This is a genomic window from Fibrobacter sp., assembly GCA_024398965.1.
Lineage (GTDB): Bacteria > Fibrobacterota > Fibrobacteria > Fibrobacterales > Fibrobacteraceae > Fibrobacter.
Window position 1 is genome coordinate 12,590 of sequence record JAKSIF010000026.1, and the last position, 25,264, is coordinate 37,853.

The following is a 25,264-nucleotide window of genomic DNA, read 5'->3' on the forward strand; positions in this document are numbered from 1 at the left end:
TATCTGTAATCAAGGTTCTTTATGTTGATTTTAGCCAGTGGCTCTCCCCGTCGTTCAGAAATTCTCAAGTTGATTGGGGTTGATTTCAGAGTTGTAGTTTCCAATGAAGAAGAAAAACCTTCGTCCACCAACCCTTTGGATTTTCCGAGGGAAAATGCCTGCATCAAGGCGCTTGCCGTTTCCCGTAATGTGCCGGAAGAATATGTAGTGGGCTTTGATACATTGGTTTTCCTTGATGGAGAACCTTTGGGGAAGCCCAAGAGCGAAGAAGGTGCGCTTGAAATGCTGAAACGCCTCAATGGAAGGGGCCATAAGGTGATTACCGGGGTGGCTATTTGCAAGAATGGCCAGGTTCTTTCTGCATCAGAGGAGGAAACTGAGGTCATTTTCCGTGAGAACTCCTTACAGGAACTCCAAGAATATGTAAATTCTAAGGACCCGATGGATAAGGCCGGGGCCTATGGCATTCAAACAGCAGGCGCAAGGCTTATTCAGGGGATAAGAGGATGCTACTACAACGTGGTGGGTTTGCCTGTAGCAAAGATGCTAAAGATGTTTGGCGAATTGAAGATTGAGGTGTAATCGTGTCGAATCCGGTTGAAGAAAAAAGACCCGACGAACGTTTAGGTGAATATATTGCCCGAGTACGTGAAGCTCGCGGCATGTCCTTGGAAGATTTGTCTGCTGTGACGAAGCTCACAGTTTCCAATTTGAAAGCTATTGAATCTTCCGATTGGAAGAGCTTTCCTGTGCCCGCTTATGTGCGTGGCTATCTGAACTCTATTTCAGCAAAGCTGAATCTTGATGCGCAGGCTGTACTTCAGTGCTATGCCGCTGAAATGGGGCAGAAACCCAGCAAACAGTTTGTTGATGTTTCTACTCACGGTAAGATTGCTCCGGTCACTGAGGATGAAACCAAGAAAAAGAGTATGGCTGTCCCTGTGGTGATTGTTGTGCTCATACTGGCATTCCTAGTCGCCTCTCATTTCCTGGATCTTGAATCCATCGCCGAACAGAATTCTTCTCCTGCGCCGGTTAATGAAGCTCCTGCTGTAGTTGCAGAAGACTCTACTGAACAGGCTGAAGTTCCCGAGGGCGCTGAGGTTGTTCCTGCAGATTCCTTGCAGAAGGATACTGCCGTTACCGATACCGCAAAGGTTCCGGAAAGTGCCGTGAGCCAGGCTGTTGTAGATGAGGCGGTTAAGAAGTCTGAACTTCCCGCATCTGCTACAATCTTTATTTCTTCTGATTCCAAGAAGGTCGAGAAGGCTGCCGAAAACGCTCCCAAGACGAACAAGACCAATTTTGTTCTGGTAGGTTCTGGCGAAGCTCTTTCCTGGGTTGGCCTCAAGCGTCGCGAAGATTCCAGTTCCTTCCTTAAGGAAGCAAACATTGCTCGCAAGGATGTTCGCATGGTCTACAACACCGAAGATACTTTGTGTGTAACCATCGGTGAACCGAAGGCCATTGCAAAGCTTCTTCTCAATGGCGTGGAAACTCCGCTTCCCGAAATGCAGTTTGGCCGCGTAACCCGCTTCCGTGTTTTTGGCGGCAAGATCGTCAAGTAATCCATATAGCAAGGTGAACAATGCGTAGTTCCAAGATTTCTAGAAAGACTAACGAAACCGATATTGAATTGAGCTTGAATCTTGACGAAGCCACCCCTGGCGTAATCAATTCTGGCAACGGCTTCCTGGATCACATGCTTAACCTGTTCCAGGTACACGGCGGTTTCCATCTGGATCTTACCTGCAATGGCGATGTCAATGTGGATATGCACCACAGCATGGAAGATATTGCCATTGTGCTTGGCCAGGCTTTCGTGGAATGCCTTGGCGACAAGAAGGGTATCGAACGTTACGGTTTCTACTTCGTTCCTATGGACGAGGCTCTTAGCCGTGTTTGCATCGACTTCAGTAACCGAATTGGCTTTGTCTGGAACGTAAAGCTTCCCGGTGCAACCGCTGGTGGTATTGAAGCAAGCATGTTTGAACATTTCTTCAAGAGTCTGTGTGAAAATGCTCGCATGAACCTGCACGTGGAACTGTTCTACGGTAACGACAATCATCACTGTCTCGAAAGCATTTTCAAGGCCTTGGCTCGTGCAGTTGCCATGGCCATTGCTCCCAGCCGTAATGTGAAGGGCGTGCCCAGCAGTAAAGGAGTTTTGTAATTGCGCTGTGCGCTAATTACAAAGCTCCAGTTATGAATTACGAAGTATAAGTTACAAGTGCTCGCCTTCGGCGAGCCATTTTTTCACATACTTCATACATCGTAATTTATAACTGAAAAAGGCCCGCGGAATTCATCCCGCGAACCTCTCGTAATTCATAACTCGTAATTGGTACCTGTTCGAATTCAAAAATCCTAGATTTTTGGAATTCGAACTTTATCGCCTGCGTTCAGGTGTTCCAGGGAAACGCCTGCGTTAACAGATTGCAGGGCCGAAAGAATATAGAAGCGGGGGAGGTTCTGGACTCCGGCGCCGTAGGTCCTTTTTAGCAGTTTGAACAGGTCGTCGCCGTCCTTGGCCTCAACGGTCTTGTATAAGCTGGCGTTGCTGGGGTCAGACTGGAGTCTGGACAGGGCATCGCTAAACTTGTTAGCAAAGTTCTCTGCGCTGTTGTCTGCCTTGGGGGCTTGGGCCAAACGCTCCGCCGAGGGCTTGGTCTTCGACTGGTGGTTTGCCTTGCTCTTGGGGTCAGGCTTTCCCGTGACAGAGGAGGGTAGCTTGAATCCGGGGGCATTGAAACCTTTCATTGTCAAATTGGCATCTACGTTTTTCTGCTCCTTGACCGGTTCCATGGCGAGGATGGAGTCCAGGCTGGCAATGTACTGGCTGTCGGGCCATTCGACAAGGATCATCTTCTGGTTGACTACGATAGTTTTTGCCACAGGGGCGTCGTTGCCGCAGGCTCCCAATGTAAGGGCTGAAATGACCGGCAAAATGCCTGCAAATGCCTTGAAAATTCGCTTCATGATTCAAAAATACAATAATTATCTTGCCAAAATGGCGAAAATCTTCTAAATTTAGGCTCTCTTAACAACACTTCACAGGAAGTATACAATGAAAGATGGTATCCACCCTAACTATCAACCGGTCGTGTTCGTCGATGCGAATACGGGTAAAGAATACATCACCCGCTCCACGAAGTCTTCCGCCGAAAAGAAGACTATCGATGGTGTAGAGTACAGTGTGATCTCCCTCGAAATTACTGCAGACACCCATCCGTTCTGGACAGGTAAGCAGCATCGCGTGGATACCGCTGGCCGTATCGATCGCTTCAACAAGCGTTTCGCCGGCAACATCACTGGTGCAAAGCGCAAGACTCGCAAGGCAGAACGCCCGGCAGCTGACGCTGAATAATCAAAATGAATTTTTGGGCCCCCCGTTTTTGAAGGGGGGCTTTTTTTAAAAAGGATTTAAAATGAAGAAGCTTACTTTGTGCGCTGCAGCTCTGGTTGCTATTGTAATGACCGGCTGCGAAAAGACTGGCACCATCGAAGGTGTTGTTCTTGATCCGTTTACTGGCAAGGCTGTCGAAATGCCCACCGTTTGGATGGACTCTACCATCTACGGTACCCAGAACCCCAAGTACCCCTATAAGGGCGAACTCATGCAGGGTAAGTTCAAGTTCGAAAAGGTCCCCGTTGGCGAATATCGCATCAAGGCCCGTCGTTCCAAGTATGTGCTGGGTCAGCAGACTATTGCTACCACCGAAAAGGAACCGAACCTGAACGTGACTTTGTTCGAATATAGCGACCAGGTTAAGCCGGGTATGTACAAGACCGGTACCACCGAAGGTCCTGAAAAGATTGAAAATGAATGGGTAATCTGGTCCGCCACCTGTACCGACGCTTCTGTTGCCGGCTACCGTCTGGTGTTCCCGCAGGATCCCAACGCAGGCAAGGTTCCGGGTAAGGCCGACAAGAAGAAGGGCAAGAAGGATAAGGCTAAGGACAAAATCAAACTCGTTCCGCTGCCGGCACCTCGTGTCATGGACGGCAACCTTGACGTTCTCTACGTGAACGCAAGCTCCGTCACCTCTCCGCTGGTTGCTACCTCCTATCCTGCAGTTGAAGGTGCTGTTGCAGATCACTCCGACTGTAAGGGCTTTGGCGCCGACGAAAAGAACGGTCTCTTTGTAGACAAGGCTAAGGGCACTGCTCTTACTGTTGAATACAAGGCTGAAAACCTTTTCGAAATCAAGTCTAGCCTCCCCAAGGGCAAGCAGATCATCCAGCTGTCTCAGGACGGCAAGACTCTGCAGACTTACTACTTCGAAGTCAAGTAAGGCGAGTGTCGCAGAATCGGCTTAGCTGAAAACTTTAAAAATCCCCGTAGCCATTTAGGTTACGGGGATTTTTTTAAAGCTTGCTGTAGAGGGTTAGCATCCTGCCGCTGCCAAGCGCTGTGCGGATCAGGTGTTTTACGTGGGGCTTCAGCTCGGGGAAGTCCGTTGGATGCAACGCGATGCGTGGAAGCCCGAAGGGCATCTTCATGAAGATGTCGCCAAGATTTACCGTGGGATTGACCGTGAACTTGGGCATCCCCGCAAAACTGATGGCGGGAGATAGATAGCAGTTACCCTTAGGTGTGATGATTCTTGAACGCCCCTCGTAGATCATGCCCGCGGCATTGACCTGGCGGGGTAGATACTTGTTGCTGTACCAGGTTGGGGGAACGAATGCTGCCGGAGGTTCTCCCTCGGCTTGTTCCTGAGTGAACATCAGGCTGTTCCAGGCGCTTAGCCCCTGCTGTAGCATGCGGCTGGATTCAAACTCGCTAAGGCCAGCGAATTCCGCTTCGTTGTGGGTTAGGGCCATGGATAGAAGCCCTCGGTAGCTGCGTCCTTGGCTAAATTCGGCCTTGTGCTTGAATCCGTGTAGGGCAAGCTCGAAGCCTTCCTTTTTTAGCTGAATCAGTGATTCTTGGAATTCGCTTATGCTGTCGCTATTGGCGCCTTCTGTGCTTGGGATGACCAAAACGCTGAACGGACGTCCTGCAAAATCGCACAGTTCGTGCAAGATTGGGGTAACGTACTTGAAGTTCCGTACGCTGAAATCATGGAAGCATAGCAAAAACTTTCGATTCATATTTTGCAAGATAGTTTTTTTGCGGCGAAACCATGGGCCGTGGCCTGTGATTATGGTGAGAAAATCGCTCTCAGTAAAATTGAAAATTTATCCACAAAATTATTACGAAATAACCTACATGTTGTAGTAAAATTGTATTATATTTTAGTTCAAATTAACAATGTAAAAAAGGATTTCATATGAATAAGTTTGAAAAGATTGCCCTGGGTTCCGCTCTCGTGGCTTCCTTTGGTCTCGTTGCTTGCGGCGACGATTCTAGCAGCGGTGCAGGTTCTTTTGATGATTCCAAGTCTTGTAAGGTCATTGACGACGGCAAGACCATCGGCTTTGAATACAGTATGTATGGCGTTGGTATAAAGGAAACCATGACCTTCAATAAGGATGGCTCCATCACCGAATACTTCAAGGAATCTTTGGGAAGTGGTATTTCCAAGGCAGAGCTTGAACTTGCTTGCAAGAAAGTCAAGGAAGATATGGATGGCGAAGAGTTTGATTCCTTCAAGTGCGGTGATGGCGTTATTGAATACAAGGCTACTGAAAAGGATGCTGACGTTAGTAAGGAAGCCATGGAGATGGCTCGCTTTTACGCACAGTCTGAATGCGCCATGTTCAATGGCGAAGATCTGCCTGAAATGCCGGGCTTCTCTAGCGGTGATGATGACGATGAAGATGATGACGATGATGACAAGAAGCTGCCGGGTTCCAGTTCTAAGGAAGATTGTAGCTTTAAGATGGACAGTGACACATGGAGCTATGGCTACTATAACATTGGCTTAGGTGGTGACATGACCAAGACTTACACCATCTCCGGTAATGAATACAAGATTCTCTACACTTATAAGGGTGAAAGCTTGGATGCCCAGTCTACCTCCGGCAAGTTTTCTGATTCCTATACTCGTAAGGATATGTTCAATGAAGCTCAGGATCACTGCTTGACGGTGAATGGCCTGAAGGATAGTTCTGACGACGAAGATGATGACGACGATTATGAATCCCCTGTAGGTTCCGATGATGACGATGATTCTGAAGAGCCGGCTATAGACGATCCGGATAGCCCGCTGGAATCGTCAGACTATACCTGCGATATCCCTGAAGATGGCGACAAGTGGGTTATTTCCTACAAGAATGAAGACATGGTAACCGAAACCGTGTATACGTTTGAAGGCAAGACCATGTTAACGAGCATTAGAGTGATCTCTCCTGTGAGCGATTGCTCCATGTACGAAGATGCAAAGCCTACTGACGGCTCTACATATTCTTGTAAGGATGGCATGCTGACCAAAACGTTTGTCGCTGAAGAAACGGAAGATGTTGATAAGGCTTTCCAGTACAAGATTGTTAAGGCAACCTGTGCAGGCTAATTAAATAATTCCTTGTTGAAAGTCCCTGCGGTTTTCCGTAGGGGCTTTTTGTTTTAGACAAACTTTCTATATTTCATTCTATGATTGAATCTATTATTTTGGGCCTGTTGCAGGGCCTCGCAGAATTTCTCCCCATTTCCAGTTCCGGCCATCTTGTTCTCGGCGAAAAGCTCTTGAACATGAAGGAAGCGGGCATGTTCTTCGACATCATGCTCCACGCAGGAACTTTGCTTTCCATCTTCGTCGTGTTCCGCAAGAAACTTGTGGACATGATTGTAGGCTGCATCCGCCGCGATCCGGTCCAGCTGAAGGAAGCAGGCTACATCGTGCTGGCCTCCATTCCCACGGCCATCATTGGCATCGGCTTCAAGAAACCTCTGGAAAGCCTGTTCGAAAATCCCAAGGCCGTCTGCTGCGCCATGCTGTTTACCGCCACCTTGCTGTTCGTTTCCCAGTGGGGCAAGACCGGCAGCAAGCATCCGGATAACGAAGGCGTCAAGATGAACTGGTGGCGCGCTCTGGTGACGGGCGTTGTGCAGGGTATCGCCTGTATCCCGGGCATCAGCCGTAGCGGTTCTACTATCAGCGGCATGATCTTTTTGGGCGTTAACCGCAAGTACGCCGGCGAATTCAGCTTCCTCATGAGCATTCCCGCCGTCGGTGGCGCCGCCCTCCTGGATTGCATCAAGTGGATCAAGTGCCAGAATCCCGAAACCGTTGCACGTTACGCCATCGAAAAGCCCGAAAAGGCTTTGGCCTGCGCCGACGCTTCGGGCTTTACTCCGGAACTTCTGGTGGGCATGATCGTCGCCTTCATCTTCGGCATTATCGCGTTGAAGTGGCTCATGGCCTTCGTGCAGAAGGGTAAGTTCCACTACTTCAGCTACTACCTGTGGGTTGCTGGTATTCTGGGCCTGATTTTTATTAAGTAGGTTCGAGGCTCGAGGGCCGAGGTTTTAGTGAAAAGGCTGCCATGAAAATGGCGGTCTTTTTTTTTTGTGATGAAAACAGAATTAGTCAAAATTCGTACAGAAAATCAAAAAATATTTGATTATCTGTACTGAAATTGACTATATTTAATGCACGGAAGTCAGTATGGATTTGAAAAACTTCAAAAATATTCCTGTGGATGTTGCTGCGTTGGAGGGGTGCTTTCCCGAGCATAAGGCTCTGAATGGCAAATTGTCCGCTCTCGAAAAGAGCGGTGAACTGATTCGCCTTAAAAAGGGCCTGTATGTGGTCGCTCCCGAAGTCAGCGGGGTTCTGATAGATTTGAATTTGGTTGCGAATCATATCTATGGTCCGTCCTATGTTTCTATGGAAACTGCCCTTGCATATTACGGACTTATTCCGGAGCGAGTGTATCAGGTAAAGTCTATGACCTTGAAACATTCCCGCTATTTTGAAAACTCGTTGGCAAATTTCTTGTACACGCAGGCCGCTCCAGAGTACTATTCCATTGGCTTGAATGTTGTGGTCAAGGATGGTTACGGCTTTTTGATGGCTTCTCCAGAAAAGGCTTTGTGCGATTTGATTGTGAGTACGCCCAATCTTCATCCGCGCTTTAAAAGCGCCATGTACGAATTTTTGGAATCCTATTTGCGATTGGATATGGATGCGTTCTTCAAGATGGATGTTTCTGTAATCAATCAGGTTTTAACCTGCTGCAAAAAGAAGCAGGATGTGGATTTGTTAAGGAGGATGCTTGAATGACAATTTTTGAACAGATGGTTCAGGGCTATGCAATCAATTCTGAAAATGATCGTCGTAACGCCGAGTACGAAGTCATGCAACAGATTGCACTAGCTGGATTGCAACGCGGAGGCTTTTTTGAAAAAGCAGCCTTCTACGGAGGAACTTGTCTTCGCGTATTTCACGGGCTGGAACGATTTAGTGAAGACATGGATTTTTCCTTGGTGAATAAGGACGATGATTTCCATTTTGAAGATTATTTCCCTAGCATAGTGAATGAATTCAAGTCTGCCGGGCTTGATGTAGTAATTGTCAAAAAGCAAAAGAAGAATTTTGGAAAGGTTGAATCGGCCTTCTTGAAGGAAGATACCTCGGTTTATGATTTGAAGTTCAAGTCTACGAAGGGTATCAAGATTAAAATTGAAGTTGACTCGGACCCTCCCTTGAATTTCGAAACGGAATCAAGAATCTCGCTGATGCCCTTCTCCTTTGCAACTCGCTGCTTTACTCTGCCTTGCCTTTTTGCTGGCAAGATGCATGCTCTGATTTTTAGAAATTGGAAGCAGCGCGTCAAGGGCCGTGACTGGTATGATTTTGAGTGGTATGTCAGAAAGGGTGTCGTCCTGGATTTCTCTCATTTTCAAACAAGGTGCAACGAGTTTTCCAAGGTTGAGATGGATAAGGAACTTTTTTCCAAAATGCTTAAGGAAAAGTTAGCTACCACCGATATTAAGATGGTAAAGGCCGATGTTTTGCCTTTTGTAAAGGATCCCAAGTCGTTGGATATTTGGACTAACGATTACTTTGTCCAGTTGGCGGATATGGTGAAGCTTAGGTGAACTTTGGCACGGTTCTTGCAATTATACCTGCGAAAACAAGGGAAAACCACCGGTTTGTTTCATTTTGAAACTTTGAAACGCTCGGTAATGTTTGAAATTTTAACAACAAGAAGGAATGACGGACCTCTCGATTCTTTATATGGCGCGTAGCGCGTGACTATAATCTTTCGTCTCTCGTCTGTAGGGCGTAGCCCGTTCTTTCGTCTAAACTGGAGATATAAAATGGCAACTGAAAAAATGGAGTTCCAGACCGAAGTTCGCGACATGCTGAACCTCATGATCAACTCTCTTTATAGCAACAAGGAAATCTTCCTCCGCGAACTGGTTTCCAACGCTGCTGACGCATTGGACAAGCGTCGTTTCCTTTCTCTCTCTAACGCAGATTTGCTGCCCCAGGGCACCCAGCTCCGCATCGATATCGATGTGAACAAGGATCAGAAGAAGCTGACCATTACCGATAACGGTATCGGCATGAACAAGGAAGACTTGATCAACTGCCTGGGTACCATCGCCCGTTCCGGCACCAAGAATTTTATCAAGAACCTGAAGGACGCCGACAAGGCAAGCGTCGATCTTATCGGTCAGTTCGGTGTGGGTTTCTACTCCATCTTCATGGTGGCAAAGAAGGTTGAAGTCCTGACCCTCAAGGCTGGCGAAACCCAGGGCTACCTGTGGGCTTCCGAAGGCACCGGCGAATTTGAAATTTCCGAATGCCCCCGCAACGAAGTGGGTACCAAGATTACTCTGTACCTGAAGGACGACGAAGATTCCGAAGACTTCACCAGCGAATGGCGCATCAAGGATATCATCAAGAAGTACAGCGGTTTCGTAAACTACGGCATTTACTTCCATCCGGAGCCCACCAAGAACGACAAGGGCGAATTGGAAGTCAAGGACGAAGAAAAGCTGAACGACAAGACCGCTCTTTGGCGCCAGTCCGAAAAGGACGTGAAGGAAGAAGAGTACAAGGAATTCTACAACGTGATTTGCCACGACGGTGGCGAACCTGCCTGCTGGAGCCACAGCCACGCCGAAGGTTCCCTGGAATTCTGGAACCTGGTGTACATTCCTTCCAAGGCTCCCTACAACATTTGGCAGAACGACGCTTTGCACGGCCTGAAGCTCTATGTGAAGAAGACCTTCATCATGGACGACTGCAAGGACTTGCTTCCGCCTTGGCTCCGCTTTGTCCGCGGCGTGGTGGAATCCGAAGACTTGCCGCTGAACGTAAGCCGCGAAATTCTGCAGTCCAACAAGATCGTGACCAACATCCGTAAGCACGTCATCAAGAAAACTCTGGAAGCCTTGCAGAACATGTCCAAGGACGAAGAAAAGTACACTGCCTGGTGGAAGGAGCTGGGCATGGTCCTTAAGGAAGGCTTCTACATGAACTGGGAACATCTTGATGAATTGAAGAAGCTGATTCGCTTCGAAAGCACCAAGACCGAAGAAGGCAAGCTGGTAAGCCTGGAACAGTATGTGGAACGTATGCCCGAAGGCCAGAAGGAAATCTACTACCTCATTGGCGACAAGAATGCGGTAAAGTCCAACCCCATGCTGGAAGCCTTCAAGGCCAAGGGCTACGAAGTGCTTCTCATGAGCGACGGTATCGACGAATTCATGATGTCTTCTCTCACCGAATTCGGCGACAAGAAGTTCCACGACATCTCCCGCGGTGACGTTGACTTCGAAAAGACCGAAGACGAAAAGAAGGCTGAAGAAGCCAACAAGGGTATCTTCAAGGGCCTCTGCGAAAACCTCCAGAAGGTTCTGGACGAAGACATCAAGGAAGTCCGCGTGTCCAGCCGCCTGAAGGATAGCCCCTGCTGCCTCGTGACCAGCGACGATGCCATGAGCGCTCAGATGGAACGTATGATGAAGGCCATGGGCCAGGCTAACGTGCCAAAGTCCAAGCGCATTCTCGAAATCAACCCCACGCACCCCATCTGCGAAATGCTGAAGGCCAAGGCAGAAGCTAAGGAAGATCTGGGTGACTGGCCCAAGGCTCTCTACGGTCAGGCTCTGCTTGCCGAAGGTAGCCCGCTGCCTAACCCGGCTGAGTATGTAGCAGCAATTACAAAGCTGCTGACCGCTGCAGCAAAATAAGACCGTTCGGCCCTAAGCTCGGGAGATGAGCCTACGAATGGTCCTCACTCCCACCTAAAGGTCGCCATGTCCACATAAGCGCTGAGGCGCTAAGTGGCCAAAGGTCGCCTGCGGCGGCTCATAAAGATGAGTCGCCTACGGCTCACGGTAAGACCGTTCGGCCCGATGAAATCAAAAAACTCCTGCGATGTCCTCGCAGGAGTTTTTCATTACCGTGATCTTGTTCTTTGTCGGAGCGTTTCGTGTTACATTTCGGGAATCACGATATTGTAGGATAGCTTACGACCTGCTTCGTCCTTTATCTGGAGTGTGATTGTCTCGCCTGCATCCGGGAGCTTTTCTCCTTCGATAATGATTTCGCGAGGCTCGGAATCGTATTCCGCTGCAATCCACTTTTTGCCGGCGAGGACTGTGATTGCGTTTCCGTCTTCAACACCGTCGTACTTGAACATCAGGGGGATCTTTAGGGCCGGTTGACGAGTTCCGCCAATCATCATTGCGTCCCAATAAGGGAATCCCAGAGCGATTGGTTCCTGGTTATCGATGCTTGCGATGTCGCGTAGTTCGTTGGTGCTGGCGCAGCGTCCCTTTCCCTTGGTCTGCTTGCTGAAAATGAACCAGTTGCGGCTAGTTTCGCCAAGCCAGTAGAGTGGTGCCGGATTTTCCTTGTTTTCTATACAGACGTTCCAGTTCTTCAGCTGCATGCCCTTGGGGTGGAATTCAAAAAAGTCTAGGCTGTCGGTGTGTGTGCGAGTTACAGCGAGAACTCGTTTTGTGGTGTCGTTGGTTATGGGGGCGCCTGTAATCTTTTGGGTAATATTGACATCGCCGATAGAGGTGCTCCAATTAACGTTGGACTGGTTGCCGTTGGCTCCGAATACGGAAATGACTTCGTCAATAGCCTTGCCGTCTCCAGTAGAGGCTGCATCGGCTGTGTAGCGGATTCCTGTCATTTCGGGATAACGTTCGAATATCTTTCCGAGCGGAGTCGCCCTGTTCTCTTGTCTGTAAGCGGAACACAGGTTTTCTGCCAGTACGCTTTCTCCCTTGAGAACAGAGAACTTCATGCCGGATTCGCAGCGGAACAGGTCTAGCATGGGACGGCTGAGGAAGGTGAATACGGGGGAGGTTTGCACCTTGGTTAAGGGGAATGATTTGTTGCCCGTACATTTGTTGCGGAACGTGAATTTCTTTGTTGTCACGTTGCCGGCAAAGTCTTCTACTTCCAAAGTGTAATTTGAAATCGGGGCAATTTTTGTGTTGATGAAATGCCAATCACCGGCAGTGTCGGCTTCCTCGGCCCACAGCAGCTGATCCCGGATCTGAAGCATCTTGCTGAAGCGCAGGGTGTCCATTCTTTCTTCAAAGATCTTGTCGTCGTAACGCCACATGGATATACGGCGAACTGACATGGGATTGTCCTTTGGAGTGCGGCTGTAGTCAACGATTTTGACAGCCAGGTTCACGTTGAACTCGTTCTTTACCGGAGAAACTATGCAACCTTTATCAATTGCTTCGGCAGAGGTGAGGGACAGTTCGTTGCCCTGCCACAAAGCGGCGCCAAGGACTTGCGGTGCGATAGTGTCTGAAGCGTCGGTGTCAAATATGCGCGGGTTTACAACGCGGTCGTTATCCAGACGAACTTCTAGATGCAGGTGGGGGTTACCGATTCCGCTGCTACCGGCGTATGTCAGGGTATCTCCTTTTTTAAAGGCTCTGCCGGGTTTGACTGTAACGTCGTTTTTCTTGGTGGCGTATTGCTGCTTTGCTATGGCATCATCCAGGTCGCCAAAGCTGCTCTGATGGGCGAAAACCCACGTTTTGCCGCTTTTCCCCTGGTAGAACATAACTTTGCCGTAGCCAAAGGGGGAAACTCGCAGTTCTTTTACCTTGCCGTCTTCGGGAGCGAAGATTGGCCAGCCTTCTTCCATGTTGGTGGAGTAATCAAGGCCTGCGTGGTAACGAGTTCCGCGATTTTCTCCAAACGAGGATGTTAAATAGGCTTCCTTGCCGAAGGGCTGGTATTTTTCGGTGGCTTTTTGTGTGTTTAATTCTTGTTGTTCTTTTTCGCTAGCCTTTGCTGCAGCGCCTCCAAAATCCGCTTCGTTTACGGTGCCGCCATTTTTAGCCTTGATGCAATCTTCGTAGGCGAAGGCGTCCATTGTTTCTTCGCTGCATTCTTCGGCAATGGAAATCGAAGGGAAAGCCAGTGCTGCTGCAATGATACCGTGGGTAAGAGATAGCTTGAGTTTATTCATAAGTTGAACCTTGATTGTGCACCAAAATCGCCACATGCCAAAATATTTTGCAGGACGAAAGATACAAAAATGTTACATCAAGTTCAATGAGAACTGTACGACTCACTTTGGGAAATGAGAGTGAGTAGAAAAACTTCACAAAAAAAAAGGCCCGCCTTTAAGCGAGCCTTTTCTAGTGGAGCTAAGGAGAGTCGAACTCCTGACCTCCTGCATGCCATGCAGGCGCTCTACCAACTGAGCTATAACCCCGAGGGTGACCCAAATATTGAAAATTGTTTGGAATCTGTCAAGGGGGAAAATAAAAAATCTGGGATTTTTTTGCAATTGTGAATTATGAATTACGAATTATGAGAAAAAACAATAGGTGAAAGCGAAAAAAAACGCAGGTTTTACCCTGCGTTCCTTTGGCATGTTCTTGAATAGCTCACGGCTCAAAGCTCGGAGCTCATGGCTATTAAGCCTTTTCGATCTTCACGGATTCGATGATCACGTCTTCGTAGGGTGCATCGCGACGGTCGGTCTTTACGCCTGCGATTTCATCCAGAACTTCGAAGCCTTCGTAGAGCTGACCGAAAACGGAGTAACCTTCAGCAGGGCCGCCGTTTGCCGGATGGTCCAGGAAGTGCACGTCTTCGCCGTGGACGATGAAGAACTGGGAACCGATGGAGTGGGGCATCATGGTCTTTGCCCAGCTGAGGGCGCCGCGCATGTGGGTGAGGCACGGATCGTACTTGTCGCCGATGGTGGTGCCCGGGCCGCCTGCAGCGTGACCACCGGTACCGTTACGGTTGGTGAAGTCGCCACCCTGGATCATGAAGCCAGAAATGATGCGGTGGAACGGTGCGCCATCGTACTTGCCCTGCTTGGCCAGTTCGATAAAGTTGGTTGCGCATTCGCCGACGCGTTCTTCGAAAAGACGCAGCTTCATCACGCCGTGGTTGGTGGTCATAATGGCGATGGTTTCGCCTGCCTGGGGCTTGTCCAGCTGATTAAAAGGCATGGAATATCTCCTGATGGGTTATTGTTTTGGAACCCTCAAACGTCATTGCGAGCCGCAGGCGCGGCAATCCAGACCGAAATCGGGTCTCCAAGGTTGTTCTTTCGCAATATAAATAAAAAATTTTGTGGAATTGCCGAAAATTTGCCCTATTTTCAAAATTCACTTGACATTGTTTTTTTTTGTTTACATTTGCGTGTAAGCAAATAAAAAGATGAGGCTTGCATGGCTTATCAAATTGAATGCGTTGTTCAAGAAGTTGGTTTGGCGGTTAATGGCTGTGTTTCTGCTCTTAAAATCAAGGGAACCGAAGGCTACCTGTTAAAACAGGGTGGCGAAGAGTATAATGTGTTTTGCCCCATTTCGGGTGATGAAAAAATTGAGAGCGGAGAACAGACTGTTTTATTGAACGCGAAGGATGTCTTGAATTTTAAGACGGCAATTTGTTACGGAATTGCGCAAATGCTCATTCAGGCGAAAACTTCTAACACGAAAGTGCGCTTGAAATTTGATGAAAAAGATGATTCTAAAATCGTTTGTGAAAAATTGAATCTTTCTTTGACCTCCATCGTCTTAATCTAGTCTTATGAGTCAGCCTTCTACATGGTCTGAGACCCTCGTGTTTATTGGTGCCGGAGCCACGGCCTTGCTTGGCATGCCCCAAACCAGTGAACAAACAAAATTTTTTCGAGAATTATCAAAATTCGGTGGTCGTAAGAGCCTGGCGAATTTCACGAATGATTTTGCGCAAAACGACCTGAATCGTCTTGAAGATTTTCTTATTCTGCTTGGTGACGACAAAACTGACGAAGATTGCTGGCTAGAAATTACAGATGGTGAACTGGCCGCAGCACGCAGGGCCTATGGTTCCGCAGGTGTAACTCCATCAGACGAAATCCTGAAAAAACGGATTCTGGAGCTTCGCCATTCCTATGACTGGCTGGCCCTTAAGCAGATTATTTCCATTTGCCCTCATGACAAGGAAAACGATAACCTGATTCGTGATGTCTATACCCTGCTCGATAAAAAGATGAATGCCAAGCAGGGAATCAAGGTTCGTGCAGCGATCGGCGATAAGGATGAAATTGTCATAGACTACAGCAGACTCAAGGGTGCGTACGCCTGCGTTATCTGCTTTACGGTAATCCTTTTTGCAAAATCCTGGAAAAACTTGGCAGAAGGCAAAAATGCAGAGATGTTTTCTAGCTACAAAAGGTTTGCAGAAACATTCGCTCGTCTGATGCAAAAGGAAAGCTTTGCCTTTGCCGAAAAATACCCGGACCTGACAAGCCGCGAATTTTACCAGTTCAGCACCTCTTTTGTCTCCTTCAATTTCGAAACCGTATTCATGTGGCTCCTGTTCAATGCGAACCGCGAAGTGAACCATTTTGATAAGTATTTGAAGACGGCGCAAAAGGTGGAGCAGTGGCTGGATTTTGGATTCCAGACCAAGAGCCGTAAAATTTCAAGTAAACCAGAAGATCGAAAGCCCGAAAAGTTTTCCTATTCCTATGACGAAGTTGTTGCCTTTAGGCAGAATGAATGCAAGGCTTCCGGGTCTCCTGTTGGGCGTATCGGCAAGTTCTTTTTTGCCCACGGCAGTTCCAACTGGCGTGAATGCCCCGCCTGTGGGCGTATGATGTATTACCTTGGCGACGAATGGGGCTATGGCTCAAAGCATTTGAACCCGCCTTTGCCTGTGCCGTTATTTGAAAACGATAATTTTAACCGCACAGAAAACGAAAAACGCTGGTGTAACGAATCCTTGCAATCGGATGCCCTGGAGTGTGTTTCCTGTGGGGCAAAGACATTCGCCAGTAATTCGCCCATGATTATGCAGACCATGATCAAGGGAACGCCGACATCGTTCCTTGAAGAAGTCCAGCGCGAAGTTCGCGTAGGACTTGAAAAATGCAGGCATGTGGTTTTGCTGGGGTACTCCTTGCCTGTGGATGATGTTGTGTGGATACAGACTTTTACTGAGGCTATTCGTTGCCGAAAAAATACCGAAGAACAGGCGTACTGCAGCGTGGTTGTGGGGTATAAAGGTGAAAAACGATGGATGTATGGCGAAGAACTGAAACGTTATGCAGGAGCCCATCGTTACGAAAAGGAAGCCGATGCGTATGGGGCTAAGGCTATAGAAAGTGCAATATCCATTTTCGGTGCCGAGAATGTACGTGCGTACTGCGGTGGAATCCCTCAGGTCTGGGGTGACGCAACCGAAAATGAATTGAAGGAAATTCTCTATCCACAGAGCTGGAATGCGAATATGTGGAAGGGAACGAGATTGGAAAAATAAAAGGTGAAAGTCATGACAACAACCAAAGAAAAGCATTCCTTCAATTTTGTTGGAGGAGATAAACTTAGTAGTATGGGGGCGACATGGTTTGTCCTGTACCATTACTATAAAACATCAGATTCTTCCTATGATAAGTGGAAGGAAAAAAAAGAAAACAGTGCAAAGATTCGACTGAACACTTATGAAAAAGAAGTTGGAAAAAGACTCTCTGATTACGGAAAAGAGAGCGAGTGTGCAATGGAATTTGGAGATTGTAGCATTGTAGAATATTGGCTTGAAAAAATACAAGAAATGGATGACTGTAATTTGGACAAGTCTAATTTCAATGTAACCCCAAAGGAAGTGAAAAGGCTTTGTTCTTTAATGCTTTCGCAAATGCGATATAGTATTGAATGTGTCGTGAAAACGATGTCTATGGGGCTAAAGTTTGAGTTTGAAATTCAGGGCTGTGAAAATTATTTGCATAGAATCACTGAGAAAAATAATGAACGTTGTTTGAATTACTTTGTGAAAGGTGACAAAACATCAGCTCTTATGCTTGATTCAAAAACGAAATTCGTTCTAGATCAAGAATCTCCACTAGTCAAAATGATCGTTGCTGGTTTTGAAAGTAACCGAAAGATTGAAATGACCTTTAGAGGTGCCGCTTTCAAAAATGTATTGTATAGCAAATTGTTCGGTGAATTTGTGAATGTAGATGAACTCGTTTGCGAAGTTAAACTGTATTAAGGAAATGGCAAAAGTCCTTAAATCTAAACGGAGAAAAAAGAAATGATTATGGGAAAAATTCTCGTGACCGTAGGTTTGTTGGTTGTATGTTCTATGGCGGGAACCCTTAAAGATTCCCGTGATGGTCAAACCTACAAGACCGTGCAGATTGGCAACCAGGTCTGGATGGCCGAAAATTTGAATTATAAGACCAGTGGGAGCGCGTGCTATGACAACGAGGAAAGCAATTGCGAAAAGTACGGGCGCCTGTACACCTGGGAATCTGCGAAAAAGGCGTGCCCTGCAGGATGGCACTTGCCTAGCAAGGAGGAGTTTGAAAGACTCCTGTATATTGTGGGAGGAGCCTCTGATGAAATAACGTCAATAAATCTACGCGCACGCAGTTGGAAATTTGGGTCGGAAATGTTCGGCTTTTCGGCTCTCCCTGCTGGCAGCTACAACAGCCGCTACAAGGAGTTCGGCCTTTTGGGCTTCAGCACCTACATTTGGTCTTCTACGGAGGAAAATAGCGACTACGCCTACAGCCTGTACGTCGAAGCCTCCTTCGCGGACGTCGGCGGCAAAAACATGGACGGCGGAGGCTCTGTTCGTTGTCTCCAGGACTCAGAGGCGCAGCCACCGAGCGGAACTTTAAAGGATTCCCGTGATGGTCAAACCTACAAGACCATGCAAATCTTTGGCCGGGTTTGGATGGCTGAGAATCTGAATTATAAGACCAGTGAGAGCGAGTGCTATGACAACAAGGAAAGCAATTGCAAAAAGTATGGGCGCCTGTACACCTGGGAATCTGCGAAAAAGGCGTGCCCTGCAGGATGGCGCTTGCCTAGCCACTGGGAGTTTAAAATACTCCGGGATAATGCGGGAGGAGCCTCTGATGAAATAAAGTCAATAAATCTACGCGCACGCAGTTGGAGAAATGGGGCGGACAAGTTCGGCTTTTCGGCTCTCCCTGCTGGCTACTACGACAGCAACGACAAGAAGTTCGACAATTTGGGCAACGTCGCCATCTTTTGGTCTTCTACTACGGAGGTCGATTTCGGCGCCTCCCTCCTGGGCATCGACGTCGGCCGCCCGTTCCAAGGCTTCAGCGACAGGGACCGCGGACACTCTGTTCGTTGTCTCCAGGACTAAAGCGATTGCGCCCTCTAACTAAGGAAGCGCACTGTGCTATCTTAGCCAAGGCCTAGCGAAGTAAAGCCTTGAAACTATCAAGAAGAGCTACGCAGCGATGCTGCGAAAGTTCTTCTTGGTGAAAAATTATGGTTATAAATATTGCTTATAGACGAATTTTACACCATGGAATGCAATAATGAGTCAAGTATACACTTGATTCGTGACCGCAAGTTTTTCCAGACTTGTGAAAGGTCTGCTTTTCGTTTTGTAAAATTTCTTCGAGAATACAAGGTTCACCATAAGTTCGTCAAGAAAATCGGTGCTGATGTCGTGTATCTTGGATTCCCTGATTCCGTTCTTGAAAGCTTGAGGGCTGAGACTCAAGATGCTGGTTACGAGCGGAAAATCATTTCCGACGATCAGCATATAGAAATCAGTGGCTTGCCAAAATTAGAATCGTACGATGCCTGGAAAACCGGTATTGTGCGGTATGTGGACAATGTCTCCACGAACGTTTCAAAGACTTCTTCAATTGAGGAAATAGGCTTTCCCTCGAAAAAACGCTTTGTCATTTATCGTGTGTTTTATGACCTCACATTGTACCTTTGTCGTTTAACCAGCAAGTTCCATCGAAATTTTAAGTTCGGCCTGGGTGATAAACTTCGTGAGGATTGTGTCCTTTACTTGACGGATATGCAATGCATCGTCCAATCAAAAAAGTCCTTTGAAAGGAGTGTGTTTGAAGAGTTTCTCGTGTCTATGCAAATCCGGTTGCGTTTGCTTCTGGATTTAAAGCAGGTCACCGAAAAGCAGTGGTTTTTTGTAAATCAGACTATAGGTAACCTCTAAAAATTCGCCTGTGGTAAAATTTATTTAAGGAGTCAATAAATATGAATATTGAAATTAGTGTGAAAAAAATTCTCGTGACCGTAGTCTTGTTGGTTGCATGTTCCATGGCAGGCACCCTTAAGGATTCCCGCAATGGTAAGACATACAAGACCGTAAAGCTCGGTAAACAGACTTGGATGGCTGAAAACTTGAATTACAAGACAAAAGGTAGCATGTGCTACGATAACAAGGAAGGCAATTGCAAAGAATATGGTCGCCTGTACACCTGGGAGGCTACAATAAATGCTTGCCCCAGTGGCTGGCACTTGCCTAGCAAGGAGGAGTTTGATGCTTTTCTAGAGATGGTTAAGTTGCGCACTGAACAAATTGTGGCCCAGAAGAAATTGAATGCAGAACCGTTGAAAGAAGGCGAAGACAAGTTCTACAATCACTTACGTGTTTCTAGCTGGACAAATGGTTTTGACTCATTCGGCTTTTCTGCTCTCCCTGCTGGCGACTACTACAGCAATTTAAAGAGTTTCAACTCTTTGGGCGATAACACCTACTTTTGGTCTTCTACGGAGGACAATAGTAACAACGCCTACTTCCTGCGCATCAGCGGCGGCCTCGCGAAAGTCTACCGCAGTGCCGCGGGCGTCCTCGACGGCGGCAAGAATGACGGCTACTCGGTTCGTTGTCTCCAGGACTAAAGCGATAGCGAGTGACGCATAGACAAACTTGTTTGTCTGTATGTCCGAGCATGAGCGTAGGCGCCTTGGAACCCTCTAACTAGAGGCGCGTAGCGCCACCATAGCCAAGGCTTAGCGAAGCAACGCCTTGAAACAATCGCCCCAGGGTTCGATTCCCTGGGGCGTTTTCTATAAGCACATGGTCATGTACGGGGGGATGCAAATGATTCCGTCTTTCCTTTTGGAAAACGCCTTCGGATGGATGATGTAGCATTGCCCGATTCGCGTTCCGAATTTCTTTTTGAAATCAAGTAGAGATGTGGTTGTGTAATTTTTCGAGGACATAACTTCTGCCAATTCGACGCGCACCATCTATCAGCATAGTGCGCAGAGTAAAATATATAAAAATATACAATAGTGCGCAAAGTATTTTGTGCATAAATCACTTCATCAACGCGCCAATTCCGTAAAGGGGAATGTTCAATACTTTCTCGTTATCGCGGAACGGCTGCGTTTTTTCACCCCATCTCCAGGACTTTCGCTCGGTCCTTCACCTGCGCCTTGAACTGCGCTTTTCCCTGCTCGCTTAAATAACTTCGGTCAATCATTGCGTCCATTTCCATTAGATGGCTGCAAGTTTCTGCAATGAAGCGTTCTGCCCGGATTTCCTTGATGCCGATGCGGCGGGCCAGTTCCATAAAATCTGGCTTGCCGTAGAATCCGTTGACCTTGAAAAATTCGGTTTCAAAGTCATCCACAAAAAGTTCCAACGCGGTTCGGCCAAGCTCTTGAACGTGCAATGATGTGTTCAGCAAATCGTAGGCGGGAGTCAGTTTGTAAACCCCATCCGCATTTGGGGAATAGATGGAAAAATTCTTGACGTGGGCGTCGCCGTTACAGACCAGATAGTTGAACAGAATCAGCCTGAAGTATTTTTCCACATCGGTAGGGTAGGTGCTTACATATCGCTTCATCAGGTCGGCAATTTGCTGGTAGCTGAAATCGTACTTGTAGTTGGAACCATTTTCGCCCGGGGTGAGGCCTGCCACCTGGGCGAAGTCTTCCTGGCAGATCCTGTTGCCGTCGGGTAGAACATCGAATCGCTTGGTGATGTAGGCGGGTGTGCCGTCTTTAAGATAAACTAGCGCATTGTCTGCTGCGTCGATCTTGAAAATCTGCCTGGCCATCTGCATGGTCAGGTGTTCGTTGGCGGGCATGTCTTTTGTGTTGTCGAACAGCCCTTCTACCGCGGGCTTTAAGATGAAGGTGCCGCCATTTTCGGTAGGTTCCAGCCGGCCTTCGTTCACCATTAGCGAAAACTTGGGCTGCGCGCCAGAAATGGAAATTCTGCGAATGGAACCGTTTTTGGACTTGATTTCGGGTAAGGAAAATTCCAGCGTGGCGTTAAACTTCTTTATGCCAAAGAGCCGCTTGGCGCAGGCAGGGCAAAAATCCCGCGGTGTCTCCTTGAGACAGCTGTGGCAACGGTTCTGCATCATGGGGGATGCGCTTGTCATACGTCCTCCATCACGGTGATGGCGCCGATGGTTTCCTTTCCTGCAAGTTTCAGTAACAGCCTGTAGGAATCCCTGGGGTCAATCTTCAGGGACATACAGAAAAGTTTGCGGTTTTCTCCCTCGGGCAGCAAACCTTCAAAAAATGGGAAAAGTTCCTTGGACTTGTAAGGCTCCTGTCGCTTAGACAATGTTAATGCAATGGCAGGGCGCCTAGACGCAAGGTAGATTTCATCGTAGGTAAAAATGAACCCGTCCCTAGTCTTGGTCAAGGTTCCGGCCAAGAAGCCGTTGTAAAACACCGATGCTTGCCTAGCCATTGACGACTCTCTCGGTTAAAGAAAGTTTCAATCCCAGCTGTTCCGCAAGCTTGCAAAGTACCTCGATGGACGGGTTTGCGCCGCCGTTTTCGATGGCGTTGATGGTCCGCAGTGAAACTCCGGACATTTCCGAAAGATCCCTTTGGCTTAATCCAAGGGACTCCCGCCGTCTTTGTAGATTTTCAAAAATTTCATCCATAAAGTGCAATATATTGCTTAATTAAGTTGTAAAATACAAAAATGCACTGGCTTTGTCAATGAATGTGCAATATGTTGCGTGTTGTTGGTACAAAAGTTGTTTTGTTAAATCAATCCAGCCATATATAGCGGCAGGTGCAAAATTTCTGCGTAGTCCGTTTTGCGGACTTCAAGATCCTTGGTGTACAGGATATAGGGGGGAGTCAGGTTCTTGTGGAACTTGCCCCAGAACTTGTCCAGGGAAACATGCTGCTTGTAACTGCCGGACTTGACCTCGATGGGGCAGATCTTTTCCTTGAGACCAATTTGGGCTCTAAGTAGAAAATCAATTTCGATGTTGTTTTTCTTGTTTGCTGAATCTGACCTGGAATAGAAATAAAGCTTGTGCCCGCTTGCTCGCAGCATTTGTGCAACGATATTTTCCATGATCATTCCTTCGTTAATATCAAGTTTGTCGAAAAGAATTGCCCTATATAACTCGTTGCTCGTAAAAGATTTGTCCATAAAAGTTTGTGTTACAAGCAAACCTGTATCTGCCATGTAGCATTTTTGGGTTGCCACATCAGCACTTAAGGCAAGACCTACATTGGGGTCTGTTGCGTTGAAACAGGGATTGATGACCATAGCCTCGTTGAGCCATGTAAAGGAATTTTCGTAGGAACGAAATCTCGCGTTTTTATCGATGGTGGAGAACTTGTAGCGCTTTTCTTTACGAGACAGTTGCGCGGGAATTTTATCTATTAGGGATAAAACTTTTGCCTCATGACCTTTTGCAAATTTGGTGACATCGTTTCGGTATAGTTTTAGAATGTCTCGTTTGACCCGGTCTGCCTTTGCAAAGTCATGATTTTCCATGTATTCGTTGACTGCTTGGGGCATACCGCCTACTAACATATATTCCCGAAAACGGTTCAGCATCTTTCGGTGAAGTGCTGGCCCAAGCGGCATTCGTTTTTCCAGGCACATCTTTAGGAATGGGTAGCTGACTTCGTCGTCCTCCGCCCATAGAAATTCCTCAAAAGTCAGAGGAAGAAGGTCAATGCTTTCTTCTTCCGAAGGAATAAGGATGTCCTTTACGTTTTGACGTAATGAAATCAAGGATCCACTTTCGATGTAATCGAAGCGTCCGTCGGCAACAAGGTACTTTATTAGTTGTCTTGCCCTCGGGTAAAGCTGGACTTCGTCAAAAATAATGAGGGATTCCCTTTTGTAGAGGGGGGTCTTGCGGAAGGACGATAATTTTGCAAAGAAAATGTCAAATTCGCTGGACTCGTTTTCAAAAAGTTCTTTGATTTCTTTGGCTATGTTTCCGAAATCGAGAAAAATATGGCTTCGGTACTCGTTTTTAGCGAATTCCTTGATCAAAAAAGTCTTCCCGACGCGCCTTGCTCCGTTAATTAGTAGGGCTGTTGTTCCCTTGCGCTGATTTTTCCACTCTAGAAGCCGATAATAGGCGGATCTTTTAAGCATCTTAAATTTCTCCTAACACGAAAGTGCTGATATAATATAGCAATATTTGCACGAAAGTGCTGATATAATTGAGTGAAATATGCACAAAAATGCAAGTATAAATTTAAGTGAATCTACACAAAGTGCAGGTATGATTGCATACGCCTTGTCTAGGAGTGCTTTTATCCCTACTTTCTCTTATAAAACCCGCCAAAACCTCCCGAAAATGCTAATTTCATGAAAAAGTAACCTCAAAGTGAGGTAAAAAATTATGAATGACAACTGCAAGATTATTCGTGAACTGCTGTCGGCCCAGGCCATGGAATTTGCCCTGGACGAGATGGCTGCAAAGATCGCAAAAATCCATCCTTCCGCAAACGACCTGGTCATCCTCGGTATGGCTAGCCGCGGTATCCCTTTGGCAAAGAAGCTGAAGGAACGCTTGGACGCAAAGTTCGGCGGCTCCGTGGAATTCGGAAGTTTGGATGCAACATTCTACCGCGACGATTTCCATTACCGCAAGCACGTTTCCACCGAGATGCGCATTACTGAAATGCCTGCCTCCGTAGAAGGCAAGACCGTAATTCTGGTGGACGACGTTCTTTATACGGGTCGCTCCACTCTGGCTGCCATGCGCGCCATTCTGGACCTTGGCCGCCCGGCTGCCATTCGCCTTTGCGTTCTCGTGGACCGCGGTCATCGCGAACTTCCCATTGCTCCTGACTGTGTGGGCTTCTCCGTAGAGACCGCCCAGAATCAGGAAGTCCGCGTGAAGATTGAACCTATTGATCAAGAAAATTCTGTTACTCTCGTAGAAGTGGAGGCTTAAAGTGAGCGCTTTGCAAATCAAGCATTTGTTCGGGCTCCAGGGCGTGTCCAAGCAGGACATCCGCACTATTTTGGACCATGCAAAACAGTTCCGTGAAATTCTGGAACGCCCGGTAAAGAAGGTTCCTAGCCTTCGCGGCATGACCGTGGTGAACCTGTTCTTCGAAAACAGCACCCGTACCCGCACCAGTTTTGAACTGGCAGAAAAGCGCCTCTCCGCAGACACCGTGAACTTCACTACCGCAAGTTCCAGCGTGAAGAAGGGCGAGACTCTGGTGGATACCCTCCGCAACATCGAGTCCATGAAGATTGATATCGTGGTTGTCCGCCACAAGGGAACAGGCGTTCCCAAGTTCCTGGCTGAACACAGCAACGCCATCGTGGTGAACGCTGGCGACGGCGCCCACGAACATCCTACCCAGGGTCTTCTGGACATGCTCACCATTGAAGAAAAGCTTGGCACTCTCGAAGGCAAGAAGGTGGCAATCATCGGTGACATCCGCCATAGCCGCGTGGCCCGCTCTAACATCTGGGGCATGACCACCATGGGCGCTCACGTGACCCTCTGCGGCCCCAGCACCCTGGTTCCCCGCAATACCGAACTGCTGCAGTATCCCGAACTGGCGGGCTCCGTCAGCTGGGAAACCGATGTAAAGAAGGCTGTTGCCGACGCCGATGCCGTTATCGCTCTTCGCTTGCAGAACGAACGTATGGACGACGCGCTTCTCCCCAGCACCCGCGAATACCGCAACTTCTTTGGCATTACCGAAGAGGTGCTTGCTTGCTGCAAGGACAAGGTGATTATCATGCATCCGGGTCCCATTAACCGCGGTGTGGAACTGGATTCCGATATCGCCGACGGTGAACATTCCGTTATTCTCGATCAGGTGACCAACGGCGTCGCTGTCCGTATGGCTGTTCTCTTCCTTTTGGCTGGAGGTCGT

At 47.7% G+C, this 25,264-nt stretch carries 26 protein-coding genes and 1 tRNA gene; 18 read left to right on the forward strand and 9 right to left on the reverse strand.

What is annotated here, in order from left to right; genetic code table 11:
* Positions 1-21 precede the first annotated feature (21 nt).
* Genes MJZ26_10435 through hisB form a run of 3 tightly spaced genes read left to right on the forward strand, consistent with a single transcriptional unit; the run spans position 22 to position 2,173 of the window.
* On the forward strand, positions 22-582 hold the full coding sequence (locus tag MJZ26_10435; GenBank protein ID MCQ2106196.1) for a Maf family protein: 561 nt from the start codon (positions 22-24) through the stop codon (positions 580-582).
* A 2-nt stretch (positions 583-584) separates the two neighbouring features.
* The gene (locus tag MJZ26_10440; GenBank protein MCQ2106197.1) at positions 585-1,568 is read left to right on the forward strand and encodes a helix-turn-helix domain-containing protein; all 984 of its coding nucleotides are present in this window, start codon (positions 585-587) and stop codon (positions 1,566-1,568) included.
* Positions 1,569-1,588: 20 nt separating this feature from the next.
* A complete protein-coding gene (gene hisB / locus MJZ26_10445; protein MCQ2106198.1) occupies positions 1,589-2,173 on the forward strand; it encodes an imidazoleglycerol-phosphate dehydratase HisB in 585 nt (194 codons plus the stop codon).
* A gap of 194 nt (positions 2,174-2,367) precedes the next feature.
* Here hisB and MJZ26_10450 read toward each other — a convergent pair whose 3' ends face one another.
* Positions 2,368-2,979: a hypothetical protein gene (locus MJZ26_10450; protein ID MCQ2106199.1), complete on the reverse strand. Its 612-nt coding sequence runs from the start codon at positions 2,977-2,979 to the stop codon at positions 2,368-2,370.
* An 88-nt stretch (positions 2,980-3,067) separates the two neighbouring features.
* Between MJZ26_10450 and MJZ26_10455 the strand changes: the two genes are divergently transcribed.
* On the forward strand, positions 3,068-3,367 hold the full coding sequence (locus MJZ26_10455) for a type B 50S ribosomal protein L31 (GenBank protein ID MCQ2106200.1): 300 nt from the start codon (positions 3,068-3,070) through the stop codon (positions 3,365-3,367).
* 61 nt (positions 3,368-3,428) lie between these two features.
* The gene (locus MJZ26_10460) at positions 3,429-4,295 is read left to right on the forward strand and encodes a carboxypeptidase-like regulatory domain-containing protein (protein MCQ2106201.1); all 867 of its coding nucleotides are present in this window, start codon (positions 3,429-3,431) and stop codon (positions 4,293-4,295) included.
* A 73-nt stretch (positions 4,296-4,368) separates the two neighbouring features.
* Here MJZ26_10460 and MJZ26_10465 read toward each other — a convergent pair whose 3' ends face one another.
* The gene (locus tag MJZ26_10465) at positions 4,369-5,097 is read right to left on the reverse strand and encodes a polysaccharide deacetylase family protein (GenBank protein MCQ2106202.1); all 729 of its coding nucleotides are present in this window, start codon (positions 5,095-5,097) and stop codon (positions 4,369-4,371) included.
* A gap of 179 nt (positions 5,098-5,276) precedes the next feature.
* Between MJZ26_10465 and MJZ26_10470 the strand changes: the two genes are divergently transcribed.
* The 5 genes from MJZ26_10470 to htpG all read left to right on the forward strand — a co-directional run bounded on the left by MJZ26_10470 (position 5,277) and on the right by htpG (position 11,095).
* Positions 5,277-6,458 carry a hypothetical protein gene (locus MJZ26_10470; protein ID MCQ2106203.1) on the forward strand — a complete coding sequence of 394 codons (1,182 nt, stop codon included), beginning with the start codon at positions 5,277-5,279 and terminating at the stop codon, positions 6,456-6,458.
* A gap of 80 nt (positions 6,459-6,538) precedes the next feature.
* Positions 6,539-7,390 (forward strand): undecaprenyl-diphosphate phosphatase, encoded by an 852-nt coding sequence (locus MJZ26_10475; protein ID MCQ2106204.1) that lies wholly within the window; start codon positions 6,539-6,541, stop codon positions 7,388-7,390.
* A gap of 163 nt (positions 7,391-7,553) precedes the next feature.
* Positions 7,554-8,171 (forward strand): hypothetical protein, encoded by a 618-nt coding sequence (locus MJZ26_10480; GenBank protein MCQ2106205.1) that lies wholly within the window; start codon positions 7,554-7,556, stop codon positions 8,169-8,171.
* A complete protein-coding gene (locus tag MJZ26_10485) occupies positions 8,168-8,989 on the forward strand; it encodes a nucleotidyl transferase AbiEii/AbiGii toxin family protein (GenBank protein ID MCQ2106206.1) in 822 nt (273 codons plus the stop codon). Before MJZ26_10480 ends, MJZ26_10485 begins: the two co-directional genes overlap by 4 nt.
* A gap of 222 nt (positions 8,990-9,211) precedes the next feature.
* On the forward strand, positions 9,212-11,095 hold the full coding sequence (htpG, locus tag MJZ26_10490; protein ID MCQ2106207.1) for a molecular chaperone HtpG: 1,884 nt from the start codon (positions 9,212-9,214) through the stop codon (positions 11,093-11,095).
* 245 nt (positions 11,096-11,340) lie between these two features.
* On the opposite strand, the gene MJZ26_10495 is transcribed toward htpG, so the two are convergent.
* The 3 genes from MJZ26_10495 to MJZ26_10505 form a co-directional block, all read right to left on the reverse strand.
* Positions 11,341-13,353: a M23 family metallopeptidase gene (locus MJZ26_10495; protein MCQ2106208.1), complete on the reverse strand. Its 2,013-nt coding sequence runs from the start codon at positions 13,351-13,353 to the stop codon at positions 11,341-11,343.
* 176 nt (positions 13,354-13,529) lie between these two features.
* A tRNA-Ala gene (locus MJZ26_10500) sits at positions 13,530-13,602 on the reverse strand.
* A 205-nt stretch (positions 13,603-13,807) separates the two neighbouring features.
* Positions 13,808-14,353: a peptidylprolyl isomerase gene (locus MJZ26_10505; protein ID MCQ2106209.1), complete on the reverse strand. Its 546-nt coding sequence runs from the start codon at positions 14,351-14,353 to the stop codon at positions 13,808-13,810.
* 222 nt (positions 14,354-14,575) lie between these two features.
* Between MJZ26_10505 and MJZ26_10510 the strand changes: the two genes are divergently transcribed.
* The 6 genes from MJZ26_10510 (at position 14,576) to MJZ26_10535 (ending at position 20,032) form a co-directional block, all read left to right on the forward strand.
* Complete coding sequence (locus MJZ26_10510) at positions 14,576-14,932, forward strand: hypothetical protein (protein ID MCQ2106210.1); 357 nt, start codon at positions 14,576-14,578, stop codon at positions 14,930-14,932.
* Between the two features lie 4 nt (positions 14,933-14,936).
* Positions 14,937-16,652, forward strand: a complete 1,716-nt coding sequence (locus MJZ26_10515) for a hypothetical protein (protein ID MCQ2106211.1) — start codon at positions 14,937-14,939, stop codon at positions 16,650-16,652.
* A 12-nt stretch (positions 16,653-16,664) separates the two neighbouring features.
* Positions 16,665-17,381: a hypothetical protein gene (locus MJZ26_10520; protein MCQ2106212.1), complete on the forward strand. Its 717-nt coding sequence runs from the start codon at positions 16,665-16,667 to the stop codon at positions 17,379-17,381.
* A gap of 48 nt (positions 17,382-17,429) precedes the next feature.
* On the forward strand, positions 17,430-18,512 hold the full coding sequence (locus MJZ26_10525; GenBank protein MCQ2106213.1) for a fibrobacter succinogenes major paralogous domain-containing protein: 1,083 nt from the start codon (positions 17,430-17,432) through the stop codon (positions 18,510-18,512).
* Positions 18,513-18,677: 165 nt separating this feature from the next.
* Positions 18,678-19,343 carry a hypothetical protein gene (locus tag MJZ26_10530; GenBank protein MCQ2106214.1) on the forward strand — a complete coding sequence of 222 codons (666 nt, stop codon included), beginning with the start codon at positions 18,678-18,680 and terminating at the stop codon, positions 19,341-19,343.
* A gap of 41 nt (positions 19,344-19,384) precedes the next feature.
* Positions 19,385-20,032 (forward strand): fibrobacter succinogenes major paralogous domain-containing protein, encoded by a 648-nt coding sequence (locus MJZ26_10535; protein MCQ2106215.1) that lies wholly within the window; start codon positions 19,385-19,387, stop codon positions 20,030-20,032.
* Positions 20,033-20,529: 497 nt separating this feature from the next.
* Here the strand turns inward: MJZ26_10535 and MJZ26_10540 are convergent, their stop codons facing one another.
* The 4 genes from MJZ26_10540 to MJZ26_10555 all read right to left on the reverse strand — a co-directional run bounded on the left by MJZ26_10540 (position 20,530) and on the right by MJZ26_10555 (position 23,513).
* A complete protein-coding gene (locus MJZ26_10540; protein ID MCQ2106216.1) occupies positions 20,530-21,528 on the reverse strand; it encodes a HipA domain-containing protein in 999 nt (332 codons plus the stop codon).
* A complete protein-coding gene (locus MJZ26_10545; GenBank protein ID MCQ2106217.1) occupies positions 21,525-21,845 on the reverse strand; it encodes a HipA N-terminal domain-containing protein in 321 nt (106 codons plus the stop codon). The genes MJZ26_10540 and MJZ26_10545 overlap by 4 nt, the downstream gene beginning before the upstream one ends.
* A complete protein-coding gene (locus tag MJZ26_10550) occupies positions 21,838-21,972 on the reverse strand; it encodes a helix-turn-helix domain-containing protein (GenBank protein ID MCQ2106218.1) in 135 nt (44 codons plus the stop codon). Before MJZ26_10550 ends, MJZ26_10545 begins: the two co-directional genes overlap by 8 nt.
* A 176-nt stretch (positions 21,973-22,148) precedes the next feature.
* Positions 22,149-23,513: an ATP-binding protein gene (locus MJZ26_10555; protein ID MCQ2106219.1), complete on the reverse strand. Its 1,365-nt coding sequence runs from the start codon at positions 23,511-23,513 to the stop codon at positions 22,149-22,151.
* A 250-nt stretch (positions 23,514-23,763) separates the two neighbouring features.
* On the opposite strand from MJZ26_10555, the gene pyrR reads away from it, so the two are divergent.
* Together pyrR and MJZ26_10565 are read left to right on the forward strand one after the other, a co-directional pair.
* Positions 23,764-24,321, forward strand: a complete 558-nt coding sequence (gene pyrR, locus MJZ26_10560; GenBank protein MCQ2106220.1) for a bifunctional pyr operon transcriptional regulator/uracil phosphoribosyltransferase PyrR — start codon at positions 23,764-23,766, stop codon at positions 24,319-24,321.
* Between the two features lies 1 nt (position 24,322).
* Positions 24,323-25,264 (forward strand): aspartate carbamoyltransferase catalytic subunit (locus MJZ26_10565; GenBank protein MCQ2106221.1); only part of this gene is annotated, 942 nt, incomplete at its 3' end.

Excerpts from the sequence above, each read along its gene's own strand:
- MJZ26_10495 (MCQ2106208.1), bottom strand. The coding sequence starts at position 13,353 with ATGAATAAACTCAAGCTATCTCTTACCCACGGTATCATTGCAGCAGCA.
- pyrR (MCQ2106220.1), top strand. The coding sequence starts at position 23,764 with ATGAATGACAACTGCAAGATTATTCGTGAACTGCTGTCGGCCCAGGCC.
- MJZ26_10465 (MCQ2106202.1), bottom strand. The coding sequence starts at position 5,097 with ATGAATCGAAAGTTTTTGCTATGCTTCCATGATTTCAGCGTACGGAAC.
- htpG (MCQ2106207.1), top strand. The coding sequence starts at position 9,212 with ATGGCAACTGAAAAAATGGAGTTCCAGACCGAAGTTCGCGACATGCTG.
- MJZ26_10550 (MCQ2106218.1), bottom strand. The coding sequence starts at position 21,972 with ATGTCCGGAGTTTCACTGCGGACCATCAACGCCATCGAAAACGGCGGC.
- MJZ26_10555 (MCQ2106219.1), bottom strand. The coding sequence starts at position 23,513 with ATGCTTAAAAGATCCGCCTATTATCGGCTTCTAGAGTGGAAAAATCAG.
- MJZ26_10455 (MCQ2106200.1), top strand. The coding sequence starts at position 3,068 with ATGAAAGATGGTATCCACCCTAACTATCAACCGGTCGTGTTCGTCGAT.
- MJZ26_10450 (MCQ2106199.1), bottom strand. The coding sequence starts at position 2,979 with ATGAAGCGAATTTTCAAGGCATTTGCAGGCATTTTGCCGGTCATTTCA.
- MJZ26_10525 (MCQ2106213.1), top strand. The coding sequence starts at position 17,430 with ATGGGAAAAATTCTCGTGACCGTAGGTTTGTTGGTTGTATGTTCTATG.
- MJZ26_10460 (MCQ2106201.1), top strand. The coding sequence starts at position 3,429 with ATGAAGAAGCTTACTTTGTGCGCTGCAGCTCTGGTTGCTATTGTAATG.
- hisB (MCQ2106198.1), top strand. The coding sequence starts at position 1,589 with ATGCGTAGTTCCAAGATTTCTAGAAAGACTAACGAAACCGATATTGAA.
- MJZ26_10485 (MCQ2106206.1), top strand. The coding sequence starts at position 8,168 with ATGACAATTTTTGAACAGATGGTTCAGGGCTATGCAATCAATTCTGAA.
- MJZ26_10480 (MCQ2106205.1), top strand. The coding sequence starts at position 7,554 with ATGGATTTGAAAAACTTCAAAAATATTCCTGTGGATGTTGCTGCGTTG.
- MJZ26_10540 (MCQ2106216.1), bottom strand. The coding sequence starts at position 21,528 with ATGACAAGCGCATCCCCCATGATGCAGAACCGTTGCCACAGCTGTCTC.
- MJZ26_10545 (MCQ2106217.1), bottom strand. The coding sequence starts at position 21,845 with ATGGCTAGGCAAGCATCGGTGTTTTACAACGGCTTCTTGGCCGGAACC.
- MJZ26_10515 (MCQ2106211.1), top strand. The coding sequence starts at position 14,937 with ATGAGTCAGCCTTCTACATGGTCTGAGACCCTCGTGTTTATTGGTGCC.
- MJZ26_10435 (MCQ2106196.1), top strand. The coding sequence starts at position 22 with ATGTTGATTTTAGCCAGTGGCTCTCCCCGTCGTTCAGAAATTCTCAAG.
- MJZ26_10510 (MCQ2106210.1), top strand. The coding sequence starts at position 14,576 with ATGGCTTATCAAATTGAATGCGTTGTTCAAGAAGTTGGTTTGGCGGTT.
- MJZ26_10520 (MCQ2106212.1), top strand. The coding sequence starts at position 16,665 with ATGACAACAACCAAAGAAAAGCATTCCTTCAATTTTGTTGGAGGAGAT.
- MJZ26_10475 (MCQ2106204.1), top strand. The coding sequence starts at position 6,539 with ATGATTGAATCTATTATTTTGGGCCTGTTGCAGGGCCTCGCAGAATTT.
- MJZ26_10505 (MCQ2106209.1), bottom strand. The coding sequence starts at position 14,353 with ATGCCTTTTAATCAGCTGGACAAGCCCCAGGCAGGCGAAACCATCGCC.
- MJZ26_10535 (MCQ2106215.1), top strand. The coding sequence starts at position 19,385 with ATGAATATTGAAATTAGTGTGAAAAAAATTCTCGTGACCGTAGTCTTG.
- MJZ26_10530 (MCQ2106214.1), top strand. The coding sequence starts at position 18,678 with ATGGAATGCAATAATGAGTCAAGTATACACTTGATTCGTGACCGCAAG.
- MJZ26_10470 (MCQ2106203.1), top strand. The coding sequence starts at position 5,277 with ATGAATAAGTTTGAAAAGATTGCCCTGGGTTCCGCTCTCGTGGCTTCC.